The organism is Bifidobacterium sp. KRGSERBCFTRI (assembly GCF_025908335.1).
Genome location: NZ_CP109653.1, coordinates 1,830,081 through 1,851,678, shown reverse-complemented (window position 1 = coordinate 1,851,678; position 21,598 = coordinate 1,830,081). Strand labels below are relative to the sequence as shown.

Sequence of the window (21,598 nt, the reverse complement as noted above, 5' to 3'; positions counted from 1 at the left end):
CGCGAACGAAAGTTTCGGTTTGCGTTTTTCGAAACTTTCGATATGTTGGCAATACTTAAAAACGTTGTAAAATCAACGAAAAATAATTAGTTTTCTGATTTTACAAAAAACTTGACTTTGTGTGATTTGTTTCGGTAGTCTATAGGTACAACGAAAACGAAATGGAAATTTTCGAAGGGAGTCAAAGGCTGATTCTCTGTCTGCCAGGGGAGCTGCAGCAGCATTCGTTGCGGTCATGCTTCCCGATTCGACCCATTCGAGAGAAATTCCTGTCGTTGCCATCATTTTGTCGATGATGATTTGGTCAATAAGGAGAAGACAATGAAGTTCAGAACCATTGCAGCTGCCACTCTTGCGGTGGCGACCATGTTGGGCATGGGTGCCTGCGGCTCCAGCACTGGTGCTAAAGACGATAAGACCATTACGTTCTGGCATAACGCAACAGCTGGTGACGGCAAGCAGTATTGGGAGGATATGGCCAAAGCGTTCGAGAAGAAGACTGGTGTCAAGGTTCAGATTCAGGCCATCCAAAACGAGGATTTCGAAGGCAAGCTGACCACCGCTATGCAGGATCCCGCCTCCGGCCCGGATGTGTACATGACCCTTGGTGGAGCCAAGACCAAGGACATGATTGACGCCGGACAGACCATGGACCTCACTGATAAGATCAGTGACACCGTCAAGAAGCAGATGTCTTCTGCGCTGGAGTCCATGTCCTATGACGGCAAGGTCTATGGTGTTCCAGTCACTGTGCAGCCTGGTGGCATCTGGTATTCCAAGGATCTGTTCAAGCAGGCTGGCATCGATGCCGCGCCGACCACCTTCAGCGAGCTGAAGACCGATGTGCAGAAGCTTCGCAGCGCTGGCATCGATCCGATCGCACTCGGCGGCAAGGATGCTTGGCCGGTCGGTCACTGGTACTACTGGTTGTCCATGCGCGAATGCTCTCCGAAGGCCTACGCCAAGGGCGTCAATGACAAGGACTTCTCCGACTCCTGCTGGACCAAGGCCGGAGATGATCTGAAGGATTTGTTGGATGCGAATGCTTTTAACGAAGGATTCCTCACCACGACGGCCCAGCAGGGCGCCAGCTCGTCCGCAGGTCTGCTGGCCAATCATAAGGCTGCGATGGAGCTCATGGGCACATGGGAGCCTGGAGTTCTCAAGGACCTGACTCCGGACAAGAAGCCAATGGCTGACCTTGGCTTCTTCGCCTTCCCGACCGTGGACGGAGGAAAAGGCGAGGAAGGTGCTTTGATGGGCGCTGTGACCGGTTTCGCTGTCAATCCCGAGGCTCCGGACGCTGCTGTTGATTTCGTCAATTTCATGGCTGAGAAATCAAATCAGGAGAAATACGCCACTGCGTTCAGCACCATTCCGGCTTCCGCCGAAGCTTACGATGCGGTTACCGATGAAAATCTTAAAGCCATCATCGAAGCTATGAAAAAGTCCGATGGCATGCAGCTGTGGATGGATACCGCTCTCGGCGGAAATATTGGCAACGCTCTTAATTCCGGAGTGGTGAATCTGCTTTCCGGACAGGGGACTTCGGCTGACATCGTCAAGGCGATGAAGGACGCAGCGGCCAAGGGCTGACAGTGAACATGGCTGGTTGAAGGCCAAAGGAGGGTGGATAGACAGATTTTCATCTGCCCTCCTTCCTATTCGAGAAACGTATCTGGTAGTGGAGAAAACCATGTCAAGTACAAGCAAAGACGCGGTGACGCTGCGCGCTAAGCGGTCCAAGAAACCGTCCGATGGCAAAATGCGTCGTAATGTTGAGATTTTCGTACTGTCCGCACCTGCGATTCTTCTGTTCGTCTGCTTTGTGATTCTGCCTATCGTCTTGGGTGCTTATTACGGCTTCTATCAGTGGAAGGGTTACGGACTTCCCTCCAAGACAGGTAAATTCGTTGGTCTCCAGAACTACATCACAGCGCTTAAGGATCCCGCGTTCCAGGCGGCAATTCTGCATACCTTCGAGGTCGTGATCGGCTCGTTGGTCATCCAGGCTCCGCTCGCCATCCTGTTCGCATTGCTGCTGAACCAGAAGTTCAAGGGGCGTGGTCTCATCCGCACCCTCATCTTCGTGCCGTATGTCGTTTCCGAGGTCATCGTCGGCACAGGATGGAGCCTGTTGCTGCAGAAGAAGGGCGCCATCAATGAGATTCTGGCCAACTTCGGCATCAATGGTCCCGATTGGCTGGCCGACCCGAAGATCGCTATTTGGACGCTGCTGTTGCTGATCAGCTGGAAATACGTCGGTTTCGCCGTAATTCTGATGCTCGCCGGCATGCAATCCATTCCCGAGGAACTGTATGAAGCAGCCAAGGTGGATGGGGCGAGTTTCTGGCAGATGCAGAAAAGCATCACGTTGCCGTTGCTTGCTCCGACGTTGCGGATCTGGGTGTTCCTTTCCATGATTGGCTCTCTGCAGCTTTTCGATCTGGTCTATATCGTGTGGGGCAAGTATGTGTCGACCACCGCTGGTGTGTCCACCATGGCCACCTACATGGTGCGTGAAGGTCGTGGAGCCGGCAACTATGGCTATGGTTCCGCCGTTGCTCTGATCATCTTCGTGATCTCTTTGATCATCGCACTCGTCTATCAGAAGTTCGTGCTGAACCGTGACTTGGACGGTGCTGTTACTGAACAGAAAGAAGCCGAGAAGCGTGCCAGGAAGCGCGCAAAAGAAGTGCAGCATCGTGAGGTTGCTGCCCTGGCAAGTGAGGTGAAGTGATGACTGCCGCAACAATCGCAGGACATTCCAACAAAAGCGAGTACAGCAAGAAGAATGGTTACCGTAAGTCATCCAAGACGCCATGGGGCAACCCAATCGTCTACTTCTTCTCCCTGGTGCTTGTGGCCATCTGCATCACTCCGGTGTTGTACATTATCTTCGGCGGTTTCCGTACCAATTCGCAGATCACCAACCATCCGTCCGGGATGCCGAACCCATGGGTCCCCGACAACTACAAGACGGTCTTCGAAAGTGATATTTTCTGGACGGAACTGAAGAATTCTACCATCGTGGGTATCGCCACCATGGTAGGTGTCGTGGTGCTTAGCATCATGGTGAGCTTTGTCATCGCCCGATACAAATTCCGCTATGCGCCGCTTATGTACGCGTTGTTCTCTGCTGGTCTCATGTTCCCGATGACCGTTGGCATTACACCTTTGTATCTGCTGATTCGCAATCTGGGTCTGGCCAACTCCCTGTGGGGTCTGATCCTTCCGCAAATTGCCTTCGGACTTCCTCAGACCATCATCATCTTGGTGCCGTTCCTACAGTCGATTCCTAATGAGCTTGAGGAGGCCTGTCTTCTCGATGGATGCTCCCGCCTTGGCTTCTTCTGGCGCATGGTCATTCCGCTGTCCATGCCTGGCGTGGCCACCACTGGAATCCTCACCTTCGTGGGAAGCTGGAATGCCTACATGCTGCCGCTGTTCGTGCTCAGTGATGCCAACAAGTACACATTGCCACTTGGCGTACAGATGTTCAGCTCCGAACACTCCGTTGACACCGCACAGGTGTTGGCCTTCACCTCTCTGGCTATGATTCCGGCCCTGATCTGTTTCACCATCTTCCAGAAGAAGATCGTCGGCGGCCTGACAGGTGCGGTCAAGGGCTGACGAAATGTGACAATCCACGCCCGGAAGATGTTCCTTTCCGTCTTCCGGGCTTCATCTCTTATGCAAGAGGTACATTATGAAGATTTCCAACCCGGTGCTCACCGGTTTTCATGCCGATCCTTCAATGATTCGCGTCGGTGACACTTATTACATTGCCAATTCCACTTTCGAATGGTTCCCAGGCGTTCGCCTGCATGAGTCCAAGGACCTGGTGCATTGGAACATTCTTCCAAGCCCGTTGAGCCGGTCCAGCCAGCTTGATATGAGAGGAAACCCCTCTTCGGGAGGCATCTGGGCTCCTGACCTAAGCTATGCGGATAACAAATTCTGGTTGATCTACACTGATGTCAAGGTGGTCAATGGTGCATTCAAGGATTGCACTAATTATTTGGTCACCGCCGAGGACATCCACGGGCCATGGAGCGAGCCGGTTCGCATCAACGGGGTCGGTTTTGACGCCAGCCTGTTCCATGACGACGACGGCCGCAAATACTTGGTGCAGCAGACATGGGATTTCCGTGAATACCACCACCAGTTCGACGGCATCACGTTGACGGAATTCGACGTCGACACCATGAAGCTCAAGCCAGAAACGGCCCGCACCATCTGGGATGGCACTTCGGTGAAGATCACCGAAGGTCCCCACCTATACAAGAAGGATGGTTGGTACTACCTGTTTGCCGCAGAAGGCGGCACGGTGTATGAACATCAGGAATCTGTGGCGCGTTCCCGTACCCTTGACGAATACTCCTTCGAAGTTATGCCGAATGGCCCGTTCATCGGTAACTTCGACACTCCTGACACCTATTTGCAGAAGCAGGGCCATGGAGCGTTGGTGGACACCCCGTCCGGCGAGTGGTATTACGCCTCCCTATGCGGTCGTCCGTGGCGTCATGATACCGAACCGGCCCATGGCACCCGCGGATGGTGCACACTCGGACGCGAGACCTCCATCCAGAAAGTCGAATGGGATGAGGACGGTTGGCCGCGCGTGGTCGGAGGTCACGGCGGACAGCGTTACGTTGATGCTCCGAAAGATGCCATCGAGACTTTGGCCCCAACAACGCGTGACGAACATGATGAGTTCGATTCCGGCGAGCTCGGTCCGAATTGGAACACTCTACGCGTCCCGTTCACCGACGCCATGGGCACGGTGGGCGGTGGCAAACTGGCATTGCGTGGTCAGGGCTCGCTGTGCAACCTGTTTGACTTGTCTCTTGTGGCTCGTCGCTGGCAGGCATTTGATTTCGACGCCGAAACCAAGGTGCGTTTCGATCCGAAGAATTACATGCAGATGGCAGGCCTGACCAACTATTACGATGACCTGTGCTGGTCATGGGCGTTTGTCACTTGGGATGAGAAACGACATGCAAGGGTCATCGAAGTGGCTCAGAACGATTTCAACCAATATACGTCGTTCCTCAAGGATGACGCCATCGTAGTGCCCGAAGACGCCGAAGCGGTATGGCTGCGCACCAAGGTCCGCACGGAATACTATTCCTACGAATATTCCTTCGACGGAGAACATTTCACCGAGATTCCGGTCAAGCTCGATGCGAAGATCCTGTCCGACGATTACGTGAACCAACGTTACGGCGGCTTCTTCACAGGCGCGTTCGTGGGACTTGCCTGCGTCGATCTGTCCGGCTACGGCGCGCAGGCCGAATTCGACTACTTCGACTATCGGGAGCTTTCCGATAACCAGTAGACAGTGCCGGCTGGCGACAGAGCGTCCGTCGTCAGCCGGCATACTCGACGGCATTGAAATCTATGGGCAATGAGGAGCGGACGAGCATGGTCTTGCGATTGCCGAAACTGCTTGACGACGGTTGCGTGCTGCAGGCCGGTGCGACCATACATATCTGGGGCACCGGCGACCCTGGACGCGGCGTGCTGGTACGCCTCGATGGCAAGGACCGGACTACACGGGTGGGGGACGACGGCTCATGGAGCGTGTCGTACGGTCCGATCACAGCAGGCGGACCGTACGATTTGACGGTGCGTTATGAGGACGGAACCGAATGCATCTCGCGCCAATGCTATGCGGGAGAAGTGTTCCTGTGTTCGGGACAGTCGAACATGGAACTGCCCATGGCTTGGGTGCGTGCGGACTATCCGTTGGAGTGGGATCGTGAGCCTGACCCATTGCTGCGGCAATACAAAGCGATTCCCGATTGCGACTTCAACGGTCCCCGCAGCGATCATGACCATGCATTCTGGCAGGGGTGCGATGCGGAAACCCTTGGGGATTTCTCCGCGCTCGCCTATTTCTTCGGACGCAGGATCCGTCGGTGGCTGAATGTGCCCGTCGGCCTGTTGAACGTTTCATTGGGCGGATCGCCGATTGAATCCTGGATGGATGCCGACGCATTGCGGGCGTTCCCCGAAGCGCTCGCTGACCTTGAGCCGTATCTTGGCGATGGCGTGGCGTCGAAGAAAAGCCGCGATTCCGTTGCCGAACGGGACCGGTGGTATCAGGCGCTTGGATACGAGGCTGTGGCCGATGCCCACCATGAATGGCTGCCATTGATCGCGTGGGACTGTCCGGAATCCAAGAACATCGAGCCGCGCGACGTGGCATGGCATGACATACGCCTGCCTGGATGGTACAAGGATCGCGGACTTGCCGGTTTCCGCGGCGAGATTACCATGAGAAAAACCGTGTTCCTGCCTCCGTCGGATGCGGGGAAGCCCGCCCTACTGCGTCTGGGCACCATGAATGATGCCGACCATACGTGGGTCAATGGTGTGTTGGTCGGTGGGCGAAGCAATGTGTATGAGCCGCGGGACTATCCGGTCGCAGCCGGCGTGTTGCGCGCCGGCGCGAACGAAATCCGCATGCGTCTGGTCGTTGAACGGCCCGGCGGCCGTGTGACGCCCGGCAAACGGATGACACTGACCATCGGAGACGATATCTTCGACCTGTCCGGCATTTGGCAGTATGCCGTGACCGCCGAAGCTGACCGCGATTGCCCATTCGAGGATTTCGTCAGATGGAAGCCGACCGGCCTGTACAACGCCATGCTCGCCCCGTGTTTTCCATATGCGGTGCGGGCCGTGCTGTGGTATCAGGGCGAATCGAATACCGGCGATCGCGCCATGCAATATGGTGACGAGCTGAAGGCCATGATTCAATTGTGGCGCGTCAAATGGCATCAGCCGGATATGCCGTTTCTGATCGTCCAGCTTCCAAAATTCGACATCGACGCCATCGAGGATGGTGGTTGGCCGCTTATTCGAGAACAGGAATGGAGAGTGGCGGACGAACTTGAACACGTGGCTGCGGTGGTGACGCTTGATGCCGGTGAAAGCAATGATTTGCATCCTCATGATAAGAAAACCATCGCGGATCGTGCATTCAATGTCGCGATGGATTTTGTGTATGGCCAGCAGGCTCAGCCTCAGCCGGTTGTTGAAACCGCAGAGGCGGACGATGGATTGTTGAGGATGCACTGCGTGTGGCGGAATTCCATGGGCGAACAGATGCAATCGCAGAATCGCCATCTGATGACGTTGGATGGTGACGTTCCGCGAGAAATTGATTTCCTGTGGCACGACTGCGCCACTTCGGTGCGGGCTGAGGCATGGCTGGATGGTTGCGATATTGTGGCGCGCATACCGTCGCGCATGCCGGACGAGGTGCGGTATGCGTGGAGCAACAGCCCGGAATCCGGTCTCATCTGCGACGGGGACGGTGTTCTGCTTCCGCCGTTTCATCTGCCGTTGCCCATGGTTGATTAGGAGCAGTCATGCGCAGACAAGTCATGATTCGTCAAGGATGTGTCCGGATTCTCCGACGCGGATCCTGTGATCACCGTGTTTCGGGGCATTCCATATGCCAAGCCGCCTGTTGATGAGTTACGCTGGCGTGAGCCACAACCTGCTGAAGCGTGGGATGGCGTGCTCGAAGCCGGTGATTTCGCGCCGATGCCGATGCAGCCGCTGCCCGGCTCGGATGAGTTCTACGGCAGGGAATGGCAGATTGACGCTGACACTCCGATGGCTGAGGATTGTCTGTATCTGAATATCTGGACGCCGGCCTTGCGTGGATGCGGCAGTGGTTCCGAGATTCGTACGGATTCCCGTTGCGATGGTCATGGGCTGCCTGTGATGGTATGGCTTTACGGTGGAGCGTTTCAGACTGGATCTACCTGTGAGAAGGAGTTCAATGGAGAGCAGCTGGCCCGTCAGGGCGTGGTGGTGGTCTCCATTGCTTATCGGTTGAATGTGTTTGGTTTTTTCGCGCATGCCATGTTGGAAAAGGAAGCGGTTGATGGACGGCCTTGTGCGAATTTCGGATTTCTTGACCAGCGGATGGGCATTCAGTGGGTAAAGGACAATATTGCCTTGTTTGGTGGTGATCCTGCGAACATTACCGTGTTCGGCCAGTCCGCAGGGGCCGCAAGCGCGTTGGCGCAAAGTGTCTCGCCGATGAACGATGGTCTGTTCCAACGCGTCATCATGCAGTCTGGAGGTGGAACTGGTCTGTTCAATCGCCATCTGTGGTCTCTTGAGGATGCGCAGCGAAATGGAGCGCGTTTTTTGAAGTATCTGGAAGTTGAATCGATTGCCGAGGCGCGTTCTGTTCCTGCGACTGATCTGCTGGAGGCGGCGGTGACTTTTCCTGCTTGCGATTGGTCTGGGCAGGGTGATGATGTCGTATGGGCTCCGATGACTAATTGGATTCCCTGCGTCGATGGGACATTCCTTGTCGAGCAATACCGTGATGCGCTTATTGCGGGACATCGCGTTCCGTGTGATTTGTTGGTGGGGAACACGACCGGCGAGTTCATGGTTCCGGGCCCTGATGGCACTCCGTATCCGGAGGGTGAGTGCGGCAATCTGGATATGATCGATGCATGGGTGTCAGGCGGCGGCTCGGAACCATACAGGTATCGATTCGATGTGGATATGCCGGGGGATGATGCCGGTGCGTTTCATTCGTCCGATTTATGGTTTTCGTTCGGAACGCTCCCTGCGAGCTGGCGGCCGTTTCGAGGCTGGCATTACGATTTGTCCCATGCGATGAATCGATATTGGGTGAATTTCGCGGCGACAGGTGATCCGAACGGTTCCGGATTGCCTGAGTGGACGGCATGCGGACCTGATGGTCAACGATATATGCTGTTCGGTGGATGCCACGATACGCCGGGTAACGTTTCATGCGTCATGGTCAAGTAAGTGAATATAGTATGGTGTGAGCGTTCACTATAGTGCGGTGGAATGTGATGAAGGAGACGGATATGACGCAGGAGACGGAAGCGCTGATCGCGTCCGACGAGGATCTGACCAAACTGTTCGCCGGCAAGCCGACGCAATATCGCAAATCGAAGTCGCTGCCGAAATTCACAGGCGAGGCCATGCGCGCCTGCGCGAAGATCAACCGCATCTTCTTCGATGATCCGGACGAGGCGTACCGTTTGTTTCACGAGCTGGTCCCGGACGCGGGGGAGGGCGTGCAGTTCACGCCGCCGTTCAATGTCGATTATGGTATCGGATTGACCATTGGCCGCGGCACGTTCCTCAACAAGGATTTCATGGTGTGCGGCGGCGGATATGTGACGCTCGGTGAGGATTGTCTGATCGGTCCGCGCTGCACCATCGCCACACCCAACCATGCCAAGGACGCTGCCACCCGCCTGGCGGGCTGGGAGCATGCCAGTGCCGTGACCATCGGTGATAACGTGTGGTTCGGCGCCAATGTGACGGTCACGCCGGGGGTGACCATCGGGTCGAATTCCATCATCGGCGCCGGGTCCGTGGTGACACGTGACATTCCGGAGAATGTCATAGCCGTGGGCAATCCAGCGCATGTGATTCGTGAGATTCCCGAACATGACCCTGCCTTCGCCGATGTGGAAGGTTTGCTGTAGTTTTGCAAACGTTTCATAGGGGGTGTTGACGGCAAATCGATTTCTCCAGCCATGCGATGCAGGTGAGCGCGTAAAGCCTTATACGGAAGCTGTCGTTCATATTGTCGTTTCTATGAGTATGGTTCATGAATCAGCATAGGGCCGGGAAGCCCCATTGTTGGGAAGCTTCCCGGCCCTATGCCTGAATTCCTGCGGTGATGGATCAGCCGCGGGCCTTGGCGTAGGCTTCGTATACGGCTTCGGTCGGTTCGCCGGTCTCCACGCCGTCGATGGTGAGTTGCCATGCCGGAGGCTCGGTTTCGCCGGACAGCACCCAGGCGGCCTGGCGGGCCGCGCCGATGGCCACGTATTCGTCGGTGGCGGGTCGGGTCACGTCCATGCCCAGAATGCTTGGTGCCAGCGTGCGGATAGCTTCGGACTTCGCGCCGCCGCCGATGAGCAGAATGCGCGTGATGCTTGCGCCCAGGGATCGGATGAGCTCCAGGCAGTCGCGCTGGGAGCACAGCAGTCCTTCGACGAAGGCGCGGGCCAGGTTCTCGCGTGTGGTGTTGGCCAGAGTCATGCCGGAGAAGGTGGCGGTGGCATTCGGGCGGTTCGGCGTGCGTTCGCCGTCGAAGTACGGCACCAGGGTGATGCCGTTGGCGCCGGGCTTGGAGGCGAAGGCCAGCTTGGCCAGTTCGTCGTAATCCACGCCGAGGGCGGCGCGGCCGGCGTCGAGGATGCGCGAACCGTTGATGGTGCAGGCCAGCGGCAGGTAGTGCCCGGTGCAGTCGGCGAAGCCGGATACGGCGCCGGTCAGGTCGTAGGTTGGGTTCTCGGAGATGGCTGCGGCCACGCCGGAGGTGCCCAGGGAAATGGACACGTCGCCGACGGCCATGCCCAGTCCCAGCGATGCCATGGCGTTGTCGCCGCCGCCGGGGGCGAGCAGGCAGCCGCCTTCGACGTTCTTGCCGGCGATGGCCGGATCGGCCTTGACGGGGGCGGCGTCGCGCGGCCCCAGCACGGTGGGCAGCACGATGGCCTCGGCGTGCGATTGCGCGGCTTTGGCGCCTTCCGCGGCCTCGAGCACCATGGCGATCAGGTCGCGGCGGTATTCGTTCGACGCGGCATCGTAGTAGATGGTGCCGGAGGCGTCGGAGCGGTCGGTGAACAGGGCTTCAAGATGGGCGTCCTCGCCTTCGGCGACCGGGCCGTAACCGGCGATGCGCCAGCTCAGCCAGTCATGAGGTAGGCAGATGGCGGCGATTTTCTTGACGTTTTCGGGCTCGTTCTCGGCCACCCATGCCACCTTGGTCAGCGTGTAGGATGCGACGGGGGAGGAGCCTACGGCCTTGACCCAACGCTGCTTGCCTCGGGCGATTGGGTCTTCCGGCTCGCCGTCTTGTGCGGGCGCTGCGCCGAGCTTTTCGATCAGAGCCGCAGCCTGGGGCGCCGAACTGGTGTCGTTCCACAGCATCGCATCGCGGATCACATTGCCTTGGTTGTCGAGGATCACCATGCCGTGCTGCTGGCCGCCGACGGCCAGCGCGGATACGTCGTCCAGGCCGCCGGCCTGCTCGGCGGCCTCTTGGAATGCGCTCCACCAGTATGAGGGGTCGACGGATGTGCCGTTCGGGTGTTTGGCCTGCCCGAATCGTACAAGCTCGCCGGTTTCGGCGTCCGTCACGCGTACCTTGCAGGACTGCGTCGATGTGTCGACGCCTGCAACCAGAGTCCTTGCCATAGTTTGTGTTGCCTCCTTGCATGTGCCGTTCGCCGGTGGCGCACGGTTAATAGTTAGATGAATAAACTATACTATAGTAGTGTAGCATCAGGAAAGGCTCCGGAACATCGGTTCGGGAAATTCATGCTGATGCGGCAACACGGCAAACAGGGCAGGGACGGGAACGGCTATGGTATCTCTTCGCAGGATCAATCAGGACGATCTGCGCAATCACAATCTTTCGGTGGTGATTGACACGCTACTGCGTGCCTCCGGGCCGATGAGCCGAGCGGATCTTGCCAAGGAGACCGGGCTGACCAAGGCGACGATGTCGTTGCTGGTGTCGCTGCTGATCGATGCGGGCGTCGTCAAGGAGGGTGAGCCGCAGAACTCGGCCAGCTATGGGCGCCCGTCCACGCCGTTGATGCTGGGAGGCGGCAAGGTGTGCGGCATCGGCATGCAGGTCAACACCGACGGCTATGGATGCATGGCTTTGGACATCAACCACGACATACTCAGGCACGAATGGGTGGATGCCGACATGAGCGGCGTCGAGCCGGACGTCGTATTCGGCAAGCTTGACGCCATGGCCAAGGCGATGGCTGAGGATCTGGAATCGAAACGATGCATCATCGCGGGCGTCTCGTGTGCGCTGCCGGGCTTGGTCACCTCCGACAAGAGGCTGCTCATGGCCCGCAATCTCGGTTGGGAGAATGTCGATCTGACCACGTTCGACGTTATGCGAGGGTATGACGTTACCCCGTGCAATGAGGCGAAGCTGGCCGCCATCGCGCAGATTCCGGGATATGCCTGTGCGCGTGCGGACGTGTTCGATGGCGTGGATTGCGCCGACTCCTTCCTGTATCTGTCGTGCGATATCGGCATCGGCGGCGCGATCGTCCGTGACGGTGAGATCGTGTCGGGAAGCCACGGTTTCGCCGGTGAGATCGGTCACGTGTCGGTGTCTTTGGACGGTCCGCTGTGCGGATGCGGACGACGCGGATGTTTGGAAACGTATGCTGGCCGTCGCGCGCTGGTCGAGGCTTCCGGAGTGGCCGAAAAGAATGCGGCTTCGAGCGGTGAGGCACTGGAGCGTCTGTTGGACGCATGGCATTCCCATGATGTGCGGACCGTGGAAGCCGTCGGACGGGCCATCGACGCGCTGGCCTCGGCCATCGGCTCCGCACTGAATCTGGTCGATGTCGATACCGTGCTGCTGGGCGGTTGGTGGACCGATTTCGGGCCGTTCTTCTACGAAACGCTCGAAAACCGTTTGGAATCGCAGGTCTTGGGGGCGTCGGACATGCAGGTGAGCGTGTCCATCCCGTTGGTGGCCGACCATCCGGCGTTGTACGGTGCCGCGGAAGTCGGCTTGCGCAAATTCATCGACAATCCGCTGACGTTCATCACCGACAAAGCATGATTCCTGAGCGCCGCCGCAACGTCACTCGTGCGCATTGACATATTGCGGATTCTCCACTTTGCCCGTTCCGCCATACCGTTTGAAGCCCCACAGCAGAATGAGGGATTTCGCATACGCCACCCAGGCGATGCCGAAGAGGATGGCGAGAACGCGTATGAACGGTACGAAATATGACAGGCCGGCCGCGAGTACGTCGATGACGACGAGGACGAGCGAGCAGGGGAAGGCTCGCCAGGGGAACATCGCCGATAGCGAGAAGAGCCTGCCGGTGGTGTTGGCGAAGCGTGCCTGCAACGGTGCGACGTATTCGGCGAACAGCGCCACGACCACGGCGGCGATGACCAGAAGGATCAGCGGTATGTAGGAGGCGTTGGTATCCCACGCCTTCCAGAACGACAGGCCGAAGAGGATGGCGGTGGCGAGGATGGCGACGAGCACCCAGGCCGCAAGTCCCTGTTTGAACTCGCGTTTGAACCGTTTGAGATACTCGCGTACCAGATTGACGTCGTCATGCTCGTCATAGGCGAACATCGTGCTGTACAGGGCGGCGCGGGCCGGGCCGATGGTGATGCTCGGAATCAGGGTGACCAGGTAGACGAGATTCAGCGCGGTGAAGCGCGCCAACGTGTTCATGAACTGCCAGAACGGGGCGTTGGTGTTGAATTTCATGATCCTCCTTGAACAGCTATTTATAAGTATATAAATAGAGATGATATTTGTCCAGTGCTCCGTGTTGCGCCAATTTCTGGAGCCACACCATCTACGATTGGGGCGACGTGGTGCCGCCCGTCAGCTACGGCGACGGCATCAGCGACGCCAAATGCGTGGTCTCCGGCCTGCAGATGGACTACCGTCGTTTCCAAAACCAGGCGCAGCTGGCCTGCTATACGAACGAGCGCGACGCGATCCGTGCTTACGACGCGGCCACGCCGATCACCACCAACCTCATGGGCACGTTCAAAGACCTCGACTATTTCGAATGGGCCAAGGAAATGGACGTGGTCAGCTGGGACAACTATCCGGACATGGACACTCCGCCGAGCTTCACCGCCATGTGCCACGACCTGATGCGCGGCATCGGCGGCAACAAGCCGTTCATGCTGATGGAACAGACCCCGAACCAGCAGAACTGGTTCCCGTTCTGCAAAGTCAAGCGTCCCGGCGAAGTGCGCAAGCTGAGCTGGCAGGCCGTGGCGCATGGCGCGGACACCGTGCAGTTCTTCTAGATGAAGCAGTCGATCGGCGGCTGCGAACGATTCCATGGCGCGGTCATCGCGCACGATGGCACCGAACAGTCACGTGTCTTCAAGGAGACCGCGGCGCTCGGCGGGGAACTGGACCGCATCGGCAAGCGGATCATGGGATCGGAAATCCGTGCGAAAGTCGCCATCATGTTCGACTGGCAAAGCTACTGGTCTCTCGAAGGCTGCGTCGGACCAACCGCCGGATTCTCCTATCCGAACGAAGTGCACCGCTTCTATCGCGCGTTCTGGCGACGCAACGTGCCTGTCGACATCATCGAAAGCACCACGCCTCTCGACAAGCTCAAACAATACGATCTGGTGGTCGCGCCCGCCCTCATCACCGTGCTGCCGGGCGTCGCCGAAACGCTGGAATCCTACGTATCCGAAGGCGGCAGCTTCATAACCGGCTACATGGCCGGCATCCACGACGAACACGACCTCGTGGTGCCGGGCGGCTATCCCGGCAAATTGCGCGACCTGATGGGCGTATGGGTGGAGGAAATCGACGCGCTCGCGCCGGACGAGACCATCGAAGTGCATGGCGACGCGGTTGATGCCAAGGGCGAGATCGTGGCCAGCATCATCCACCGCGAAGGCGCCAGACGGCTCGCCGCCTATGGTGGCGGCGAATTCTACGCGGGCCATTCCGCGCTCACCGTCAACACGTACGGCAAAGGCAAGGCGTACTTCGTGGGCACGCTGTTGGACGAGACCGGTATGAGCGCCTTCATGGCCCCGATCATCAAGGAGCTGGGGCTGAAACCGCTCGACACCCCGGAGGATGTGAGTCTGTCCGTACGCTATGGCGATGACGGCGTCCGCTACGCATTCCTCATCAACAACAGCGAATCCGACAAGAGGCTGTGCCTGGACGAGCTCGACGGCGGTGTGGAACTGCTCACCGGCCATGTGGTCGACGGGCCGGTCGGGCTCAAACCGTACGGCGTGAACGTGATCGAACTCGGATAATCGGCATCGGCGTCGTCACGTGGCAGGATGCGTCAGACGCGACCGAATACGCCCGCGCAAGTCGCCGGACGCTATACTGGTCACAGGTTTTGAACTCTATTGAAGACAGGTTAGATAGCGATATGACTGCGAAGAGGCGCATTCTTGCGTTCGAGATCGGCACATTCTTCACGCGTTACGTGGTGTTCGAGGATGGCCGGATGGGCATCCCCGGCACCGTCGCCACGCCGGTCGACAGCGTGGAATCTTTCTACCAGGCGCTCGCGCACATCGTCAACGGCCAACGCGCGCCGCTTGACGGCATCGCCATGAGCGTGCCGGGATTCATCGACGTCAGCAAACAGGTTGCCGTCACCGCCGGCGCGTTGGGCATGCTGTACAAGCATGAGATCGGCAAGGAACTGCAGGAATATCTTGACAAGCCGGTGCCGACCTGGATGGAGAACGACGCGAACTGCGCGGCCATGGCGGAAAAACTCTCCGGCAACGCCGTCAAACTCGACGATTTCGCGCTGATCACCATCGACACCGGCATCGGCGGCGCGCTGTTTTTGGGTGGCGGGATTCGCCGTGGCAAGGATTGGCGTGCGGGCGAGCTCGGCATGATGATTCCGAACTATGAAACCGGCGGGTTCAACACCATGCAGAACTATTTGTCCACCATCGTGCTGGCCGAGGACTACGCCAAGGAATTCGACGTGCCGACCGGTTCCATCGTGCCCGCCACCCTGTTCCGCAGGCTTGACGAGCCGCGCGTGCGCAAGATCGTTGACAAATGGATTGATTACCTGGCGATCGCCATTTTCAACACCGCCGCAGCCACCGATCCGGAATGCATACTGCTCGGCGGCGGTATCTGCCGTGAACAGCAGCTCTTGCCGATGGTGAACGCGGCGCTCGACAGGATTCCGCAGTGGGGCGATTTCCGCACATCCGTCAAACGTTGCCGCCACACGAACAACGCGGGCCTTATCGGCGCATACTACGCCTTCGAAACGGAAGTCGGCGGCCTTACTGACGTGCCGATAAGGTGAACGGCAGCAGGCAGCGGTCTGGGGCGGGGTCGTATTCGCTTGGATCGGTGAAGCCGGCCCATTCGCTTGGCGGGAAGATGATGTCGGAAATCGACATCCATTCCTCAAGCAGATTCATCGAATCGTCGCCCAGCCAACGGTATTGCAGACCGTCCATCGCGCTCATCGCCAGCGTATACAGGTCGTAGAAACGTTCCTCGTCCACGCCGGTCGGCAGGATCCAGTTCATCGAACAGATCATCTCCCAATTGCGCATATGGCGGCCGATGAAGAAATTATGCGCCGGATGCGTCGGACTGAGCGCTTCGCCGTTGAGCACCGAATACAACTGCACCAATTCCGGACGCTGCAGATTGTACAGTGCGATGTTCAGACAGTAACGGGGGTAGAAATACACGCGATGACCGTCGTTGTCGGTCACGGCGGCGGTCACCGCATTGTACTCGTCGGCGTCGGGGGTGTCGTAGCATTCCGACAGCACCATGTTGAGCAGGTCATCCTTCGACGAAATGTAATGGTAGAGCGCCGCCTCGGTGATGCCGATCTCGTCGGCTATGTCCTGCAGGCTCATGCCCCAGAATCCTTTGGTGGCGATGATTTTGACGGCCGCCTGGAGGATCTGCAGGTGCCTCTCCTCCTGACTCATGCGCTTTTTCTTCTCGAAGGTCTTGCCCGCCAATGCGTTGCGCGCCTGAGTGCCATAGGGGGTTGAAGTGTTGGCGCGTGACGCGGCGGGCCAGCTGTCCTGTTCCTGCAGAAAACGGTCCCATGCCGCAACGCTCATGTCAATCTCCTATGGTCTTGGTTAATGGTGGTTGTTGCACCGTTGTGCAACTGTACTTGATGGTGGCCACTTGATGGTGGCCGCCACGTGATGGATTCACTGAGCAAGCGTGCGGCGCATCCATGCGACGGCCAGCTTCGGCCAAGCTTGCACGCATTCCTCGATGCCGTTGACGCCTTGCCACGCCGTCTCCGCGGTGCCCAGCGCCAGACCGTGCCCGCCGCTGGGGAACAGGTGCGCCTCGATGCTCACGCCGGCTTTCTTGCAGGCATCGATGAGCATAAGTGTGTTCTCGTAGGGCACGCAGTCGTCCGGAACGGTGTGCCATACGAACACCGGTGGGGTCTTGGCGTCGATATGCTTCTCGATGGATACGGGTTCGAGCGCTTCGGCATCAGCCTTGCGGTCGCCGAGCAGCGCGTCGAAGCTGCCGCGGTGCGCAAGCGGTCCGGATGTGATTACCGGGTAGGCGAGCATCAGTGCGTTCGGACGTACCGCGTCCGGATCATAGCCGTGTGCCGCGAGCACGTCGTCACTGGCGGAAGTCGCAAGATTGGCGGCGAGGTGGCCACCGGCGGAAAAGCCGATGACGGCGATTCGATCGCCGTCGACATGCCATTCGGCGGCGTGCGCACGCATGCGTCGCACCGCTTCTGCGGCTTCCAGCAACGCGACGGGGAATACGGACGGTTTGACGGAATACCGTAGCACGAAGGCGTTGAAACCGGCTGCAAGGAACTGCATGGCGATTGGCTCGGCCTCACGATCAGACGTCATTTCATAGCCGCCGCCGGGTATCACCAGCACGGATGGACGTCTGCGGTCCGGGTCGATCTCCTTGCTGTTGTCAAGGCAATAGCCGACGAATGTGGCCGTGCTGTCATCGATGCCGGGAATCTTGTGTTCGAAATATGAAATATTGCATGGCATCCATCCTATTCGTATGAAGTTCGTGTGGTTATGCCGTGTTACCGTACACGGTTTGCGTGTTTCCCCGCTCTTGGGGGGTATTGGAAACGGGCGGCCGCGAAAATGCTTCCACGGCCGCCCGTTTCCAATACTCGGATAGTCAATCCGTCAGAAGGTGACGGTGACTTCGACTGGTTTGGTGGTATCGGTCGGGATCGGGACGGTGTCGCCGTCGAGGGTGGGGCGCACGCCGAGCAGGTATTGGGACGCGTCCACGAAGGTCCACGCGGCGGTGCCGGTGAGCCAGGAGTTCTTGCCCTCGCCCGGGGTTGGGGACTCGTCCTCTAAGAAACCGTCCAACACACCGTCGCCAATCCAATCTCCACCTCGCCGGTGGACAGGTTGCGCTGGAAGTTGGACGAGTCGTCCACGGCATTCCACAGGCACCATTCCACGGAGCCGGTCACGTCGATGACGGCCGGCTCGTCGGTGGTGTTCGTCACGTCGAGCCGATTGATTTCCGCATTGGTGTGCAGCGGCACGAAGGCGGTGAGCTTGGATTCGATGCCTCGCTTGGAAGCTTCGAACACGGTGTAGCCGATGCCTTGACGGCACTTGCAGGAATCAAGCGGGGTCTTGCACGGAAGGAAGGTCGGCGACCAGGTTTCGACCGGCTTGGCATCGGCGGAATCGGAGTCCATCAGGCTCAGGTAATAGCAGCGGGAGCCGTTGTCTGCCGGCACGTTGTTATACCGGTAGCGGGTGATGCGGCGTAGTTTGGCGTCCTTGTAGAAGCTGTAGCCGCCGCCGGTGTTGGAAATCAGCGAGAAGAAGTCCTCGTTGCCAAGGTAGTTGATCCACGGCAGGGGAGTCGCCGGGGTTTCAATCACGTATTCCTTTGCGGCATCATCGAAATGACCGTAGCGCATGGGTGCCCTTTCGTCGGTGAAATGGCTGTGACGAGGTGTACTGTATGGGTATATCGTCCATTGATTTAATTAATAGGTTAGCACGTTGTTTATAAACTTATAAATAACGATTTGCTGGCGTGTTGCCGTCGGTCTTCCAATGGTCATCTGTCGACGCTGCCGCAATCGGGCAGAGGTTGGGGTATACTTCCTCCCGTTGCCCTCGTAGCTCAGTTGGTTAGAGCAGCACCCTTATAAGGTGTTTGTCCTGGGTTCAAGTCCCAGCGAGGGCACATGCGGACCTGCCGGAAGCGGCGGGTCCTTTGCATATCCGCGGATTGCAGTCCGTACGCCCTGCGTGTGACGGCGCATACCGTGTCCCGGCCATCGCCTACACTCCATAAGGTTATCCGGTTCACGCCTTGCCATCGGGGCAATGCGACCCGGGTCCCCCGAATCTCTAGGAGACAAACTATGAAGCAGGGTATCCATCCTGATTACCACGCAGTGCAGGTCACCTGCTCTTGCGGCAACACCTTCGTCACCCGTTCCACCTACAACGGCGATCACATGACCGTCGACGTGTGCTCCAACTGCCACCCGTTCTACACCGGCAAGCAGAAGATCCTCGACACCGGTGGCCGCGTGGCTCGCTTCGAGAAGCGTTACGGCAAGAAGGCCAAGTGAGTCTTATTGCTTAGGCAATGAAAACGCCAGTCCATTCGTGGGCTGGCGTTTTTCGTTACCGACGTGCCGTCGCTCACCTCCGACGACCGCACTTCCGCGCCACCTTATATGATGGACAGGTTGAGTAAGGTTCAGCGACGAGTGATTCCGCTGAAGCGCAGATACGAAGAAAAGGCGTACATTGGCAGACGAACAATTCCCCGCGGCCGTCACCGCGCTTGAGGAATACCACAATATCGAACAGCAGATGGCCGAGCCGGAGGTCGCATCCAATCCCGACAAGATGCGCAAGCTGGGTCGGCGCCACGCCGAACTGGGTGCCATCGTCTCCGCCTACACCGCATACAAGCAGGTGAAGGACGATCTGGAGGCGGCCCGCGAGATGGCGTCCGAAGATCCCGATTTCGCCGAAGAGGCCAAGCGGTTGGAAGGCGAGCTGCCCGCAGCCGAAGAGAAGCTGCGCACCGCGCTGATTCCGCGTGACCCCGATGACGCGCGTGACACGATCATGGAGATCAAGGCCGGCACCGGTGGTGAGGAAGCGGCGCTGTTCGCCGGCGACCTGCTGCGTATGTACATGCGATACGCGGAAAAGCGCGGCTGGTCGGTCACCGTGCAAAGCGAGAACACCACCGAGCTGGGTGGCGTCAAGGACGTGCAGCTGGCCATCCGCGCCAAAGGCACTCCGGCGCCGGAGGACGGCGTGTGGGCTTCCCTCAAGTACGAAGGCGGCGTGCACCGCGTGCAGCGCATCCCCGTCACCGAATCGCAGGGACGTATCCAGACTTCCGCCGCCGGCGTGATCGTCTTCCCGGAAGCCGACGAGGACGACGATGAAATCGAAATCGATCCGAAAGACCTCAAAATCGACATCTTCATGAGCTCCGGCCCCGGCGGACAGTCCGTGAACACCACGTATTCCGCGGTCCGCATGACGCACATCCCCACCGGCATCACCGTGAACATGCAGGACGAGAAGAGCCAGATCCAGAACCGCGCGGCGGCACTGCGCGTTCTGAAGAGCCGCCTGCTGGCCATGAAACACGAGCAGGAGGCCGCCGAGGCCGCCGATATGCGCCATTCCCAGGTGCGCTCGCTGGACCGTTCGGAACGTATCCGCACGTACAACTTCCCGGAAAACCGCATCGTCGACCATCGCACGAACTACAAGGCGTACAACCTCGACGCCGTGCTTGACGGCGATCTGCAGGCCGTGATCGACAGCGACATCCAGGCGGACGAAGCCGATCGTCTCGCCAACCAGAAGTAAGGCGATTGGGTGGCGACGGTATTCGAAACGGTGCGTTCCGCCGCGGACGAACTACGTGCGGCGGGAGTCGACACTCCGCAGCACGACGCCAAACTGCTGCTCGCCGAAGCGTTCCATACGGACCTGCAGCACGTGGACAAAGCCATGCTCATGGGCGATGGCGTCGAACGTCTGGCCGAAAAAGAAGACGCGGAACCGGCGATGGAACGTTTCCAGACCATGCTGGCCCGTCGTGTCAAACGCGAGCCGTTGCAGCACATCACCGGCCATGCGCCGTTTCGCTACCTTGATTTGAAAGTCGGTCCAGGCGTGTTCATTCCACGTCCGGAAACCGAACTGGTCGTGCAGGAAGGCGTCGACTGGGCCACCAGAAACGGCATGTACCGCGCCAAAGTGGTCGATCTGTGCGCCGGCAGCGGTGCGATCGGCCTCGCCTTCGCTTCGGAAGTGCCGGGCAGCGAGGTGTGGGCCGTCGAGAAAAGCGCTACGACCGCCGAGTGGACGTGGCGCAACCTCGACGAGACCGCGAAACGGTATCCCGCAATCGCCGGCAATTATCATCTGGACATCGCCGACGCCACGCAAATGCCGACGCTAAGCCAACTTGACGGCACCATCGACATCGTGCTCACCAATCCGCCGTACGTGCCGCTTGCCGACATTCCCGAACAGTCGGAAGTGCGCGATTATGATCCCGATCTGGCGCTATACGGCGGTTCGGCGGATGGCACGCTCATTCCGGAACGCATCATCGCACGCGCGGCGAAACTGCTTCGTGCGGGTGGACTTATGGTGATGGAGCACGACATCACGCAGGGGGAGCGGCTTGCCGCCTTCGCACGAACCTGCGGCTTCGTCGACGTTACCGTGCATAACGACTACACCGGACGGCCACGTTATCTGACGGCGGAAAAACAGCCGGCACAGTAACTTATATTCTTTTGCGCCATGCTGACGGGGATATAACCAGAAGTTGAGTCTCACTATAAGAACATTTTATGCAGGCCGCCGTCCGTCAGGCTATAAAGAACAATCGGAATGCACAGAGAGAGAACGGGCGTCCGTCATGAGTGGTCGCCGTGGTTCCGCGCACGGGGGTTGAGATGAACATGATTTTTTCCAAGGTGCGCGTTGAAAGGAATGTGCAGCGTTTTCAAGAAAA

20 protein-coding genes and 1 tRNA gene are annotated in these 21,598 nt (G+C 58.5%); 15 read left to right on the top strand and 6 right to left on the bottom strand.

Going from position 1 to position 21,598, the window contains the following annotated elements:
- Positions 1 to 321 precede the first annotated feature (321 nt).
- The 7 genes from OGI63_RS07925 to OGI63_RS07895 all read left to right on the top strand — a co-directional run bounded on the left by OGI63_RS07925 (position 322) and on the right by OGI63_RS07895 (position 9,506).
- Positions 322 to 1,596 (top strand): ABC transporter substrate-binding protein, encoded by a 1,275-nt coding sequence (locus OGI63_RS07925; protein ID WP_050731443.1) that lies wholly within the window; start codon positions 322 to 324, stop codon positions 1,594 to 1,596.
- A 100-nt stretch (positions 1,597 to 1,696) separates the two neighbouring features.
- Entirely contained in the window at positions 1,697 to 2,740 is a 1,044-nt protein-coding gene (locus tag OGI63_RS07920; protein ID WP_003808317.1) for a carbohydrate ABC transporter permease, read from the top strand.
- A complete protein-coding gene (locus OGI63_RS07915) occupies positions 2,740 to 3,633 on the top strand; it encodes a carbohydrate ABC transporter permease (protein ID WP_003808319.1) in 894 nt (297 codons plus the stop codon). Before OGI63_RS07920 ends, OGI63_RS07915 begins: the two co-directional genes overlap by 1 nt.
- Positions 3,634 to 3,709: 76 nt before the next feature.
- Complete coding sequence (locus OGI63_RS07910; protein ID WP_011742892.1) at positions 3,710 to 5,341, top strand: glycoside hydrolase family 43 protein; 1,632 nt, start codon at positions 3,710 to 3,712, stop codon at positions 5,339 to 5,341.
- 86 nt (positions 5,342 to 5,427) lie between these two features.
- Positions 5,428 to 7,374, top strand: coding sequence for a sialate O-acetylesterase (locus OGI63_RS07905; RefSeq protein ID WP_231837104.1), 1,947 nt, complete (start codon positions 5,428 to 5,430; stop codon positions 7,372 to 7,374).
- A 39-nt stretch (positions 7,375 to 7,413) separates the two neighbouring features.
- Positions 7,414 to 8,814 carry a carboxylesterase/lipase family protein gene (locus tag OGI63_RS07900; protein ID WP_011742894.1) on the top strand — a complete coding sequence of 467 codons (1,401 nt, stop codon included), beginning with the start codon at positions 7,414 to 7,416 and terminating at the stop codon, positions 8,812 to 8,814.
- A 62-nt stretch (positions 8,815 to 8,876) separates the two neighbouring features.
- Positions 8,877 to 9,506, top strand: a complete 630-nt coding sequence (locus OGI63_RS07895; protein WP_021913013.1) for a sugar O-acetyltransferase — start codon at positions 8,877 to 8,879, stop codon at positions 9,504 to 9,506.
- Positions 9,507 to 9,708: 202 nt separating this feature from the next.
- On the opposite strand, the gene OGI63_RS07890 is transcribed toward OGI63_RS07895, so the two are convergent.
- Positions 9,709 to 11,229: a xylulokinase gene (locus tag OGI63_RS07890; protein ID WP_011742896.1), complete on the bottom strand. Its 1,521-nt coding sequence runs from the start codon at positions 11,227 to 11,229 to the stop codon at positions 9,709 to 9,711.
- A gap of 169 nt (positions 11,230 to 11,398) precedes the next feature.
- Between OGI63_RS07890 and OGI63_RS07885 the strand changes: the two genes are divergently transcribed.
- A complete protein-coding gene (locus OGI63_RS07885) occupies positions 11,399 to 12,631 on the top strand; it encodes an ROK family transcriptional regulator (protein ID WP_011742897.1) in 1,233 nt (410 codons plus the stop codon).
- 21 nt (positions 12,632 to 12,652) lie between these two features.
- On the opposite strand, the gene OGI63_RS07880 is transcribed toward OGI63_RS07885, so the two are convergent.
- A complete protein-coding gene (locus tag OGI63_RS07880; protein ID WP_050731444.1) occupies positions 12,653 to 13,300 on the bottom strand; it encodes a YesL family protein in 648 nt (215 codons plus the stop codon).
- A gap of 47 nt (positions 13,301 to 13,347) precedes the next feature.
- Between OGI63_RS07880 and OGI63_RS07875 the strand changes: the two genes are divergently transcribed.
- The 3 genes from OGI63_RS07875 (at position 13,348) to OGI63_RS07865 (ending at position 15,878) form a co-directional block, all read left to right on the top strand.
- Positions 13,348 to 13,857 carry a beta-galactosidase gene (locus OGI63_RS07875; protein WP_231837105.1) on the top strand — a complete coding sequence of 170 codons (510 nt, stop codon included), beginning with the start codon at positions 13,348 to 13,350 and terminating at the stop codon, positions 13,855 to 13,857.
- Positions 13,858 to 14,844, top strand: a complete 987-nt coding sequence (locus OGI63_RS07870; RefSeq protein ID WP_011742899.1) for a beta-galactosidase — start codon at positions 13,858 to 13,860, stop codon at positions 14,842 to 14,844.
- A gap of 122 nt (positions 14,845 to 14,966) precedes the next feature.
- Complete coding sequence (locus tag OGI63_RS07865; RefSeq protein WP_011742900.1) at positions 14,967 to 15,878, top strand: ROK family protein; 912 nt, start codon at positions 14,967 to 14,969, stop codon at positions 15,876 to 15,878.
- Here the strand turns inward: OGI63_RS07865 and OGI63_RS07860 are convergent.
- The 4 genes from OGI63_RS07860 to OGI63_RS07845 form a co-directional block, all read right to left on the bottom strand.
- Positions 15,856 to 16,662, bottom strand: coding sequence for a TetR/AcrR family transcriptional regulator (locus tag OGI63_RS07860; protein WP_011742901.1), 807 nt, complete (start codon positions 16,660 to 16,662; stop codon positions 15,856 to 15,858). The genes OGI63_RS07865 and OGI63_RS07860 overlap by 23 nt on opposite strands.
- A 96-nt stretch (positions 16,663 to 16,758) precedes the next feature.
- The gene (locus OGI63_RS07855) at positions 16,759 to 17,592 is read right to left on the bottom strand and encodes an alpha/beta hydrolase (protein ID WP_011742902.1); all 834 of its coding nucleotides are present in this window, start codon (positions 17,590 to 17,592) and stop codon (positions 16,759 to 16,761) included.
- Positions 17,593 to 17,739: 147 nt separating this feature from the next.
- Entirely contained in the window at positions 17,740 to 17,934 is a 195-nt protein-coding gene (locus tag OGI63_RS07850) for a hypothetical protein (RefSeq protein ID WP_041777261.1), read from the bottom strand.
- Positions 17,916 to 18,500, bottom strand: coding sequence for a cellobiose phosphorylase (locus tag OGI63_RS07845; protein WP_011742903.1), 585 nt, complete (start codon positions 18,498 to 18,500; stop codon positions 17,916 to 17,918). The genes OGI63_RS07850 and OGI63_RS07845 overlap by 19 nt, the downstream gene beginning before the upstream one ends.
- A gap of 198 nt (positions 18,501 to 18,698) precedes the next feature.
- Between OGI63_RS07845 and OGI63_RS07840 the strand changes: the two genes are divergently transcribed.
- The 4 genes from OGI63_RS07840 to prmC all read left to right on the top strand — a co-directional run bounded on the left by OGI63_RS07840 (position 18,699) and on the right by prmC (position 21,366).
- Positions 18,699 to 18,772: transfer RNA gene (locus tag OGI63_RS07840), tRNA-Ile, on the top strand.
- A 181-nt stretch (positions 18,773 to 18,953) separates the two neighbouring features.
- Positions 18,954 to 19,166: a 50S ribosomal protein L31 gene (gene rpmE / locus OGI63_RS07835; protein WP_003808371.1), complete on the top strand. Its 213-nt coding sequence runs from the start codon at positions 18,954 to 18,956 to the stop codon at positions 19,164 to 19,166.
- 181 nt (positions 19,167 to 19,347) lie between these two features.
- The gene (gene prfA, locus OGI63_RS07830) at positions 19,348 to 20,436 is read left to right on the top strand and encodes a peptide chain release factor 1 (protein WP_003808375.1); all 1,089 of its coding nucleotides are present in this window, start codon (positions 19,348 to 19,350) and stop codon (positions 20,434 to 20,436) included.
- A gap of 9 nt (positions 20,437 to 20,445) precedes the next feature.
- Positions 20,446 to 21,366: a peptide chain release factor N(5)-glutamine methyltransferase gene (prmC, locus tag OGI63_RS07825; protein ID WP_011742904.1), complete on the top strand. Its 921-nt coding sequence runs from the start codon at positions 20,446 to 20,448 to the stop codon at positions 21,364 to 21,366.
- Positions 21,367 to 21,598: the final 232 nt, after the last annotated feature.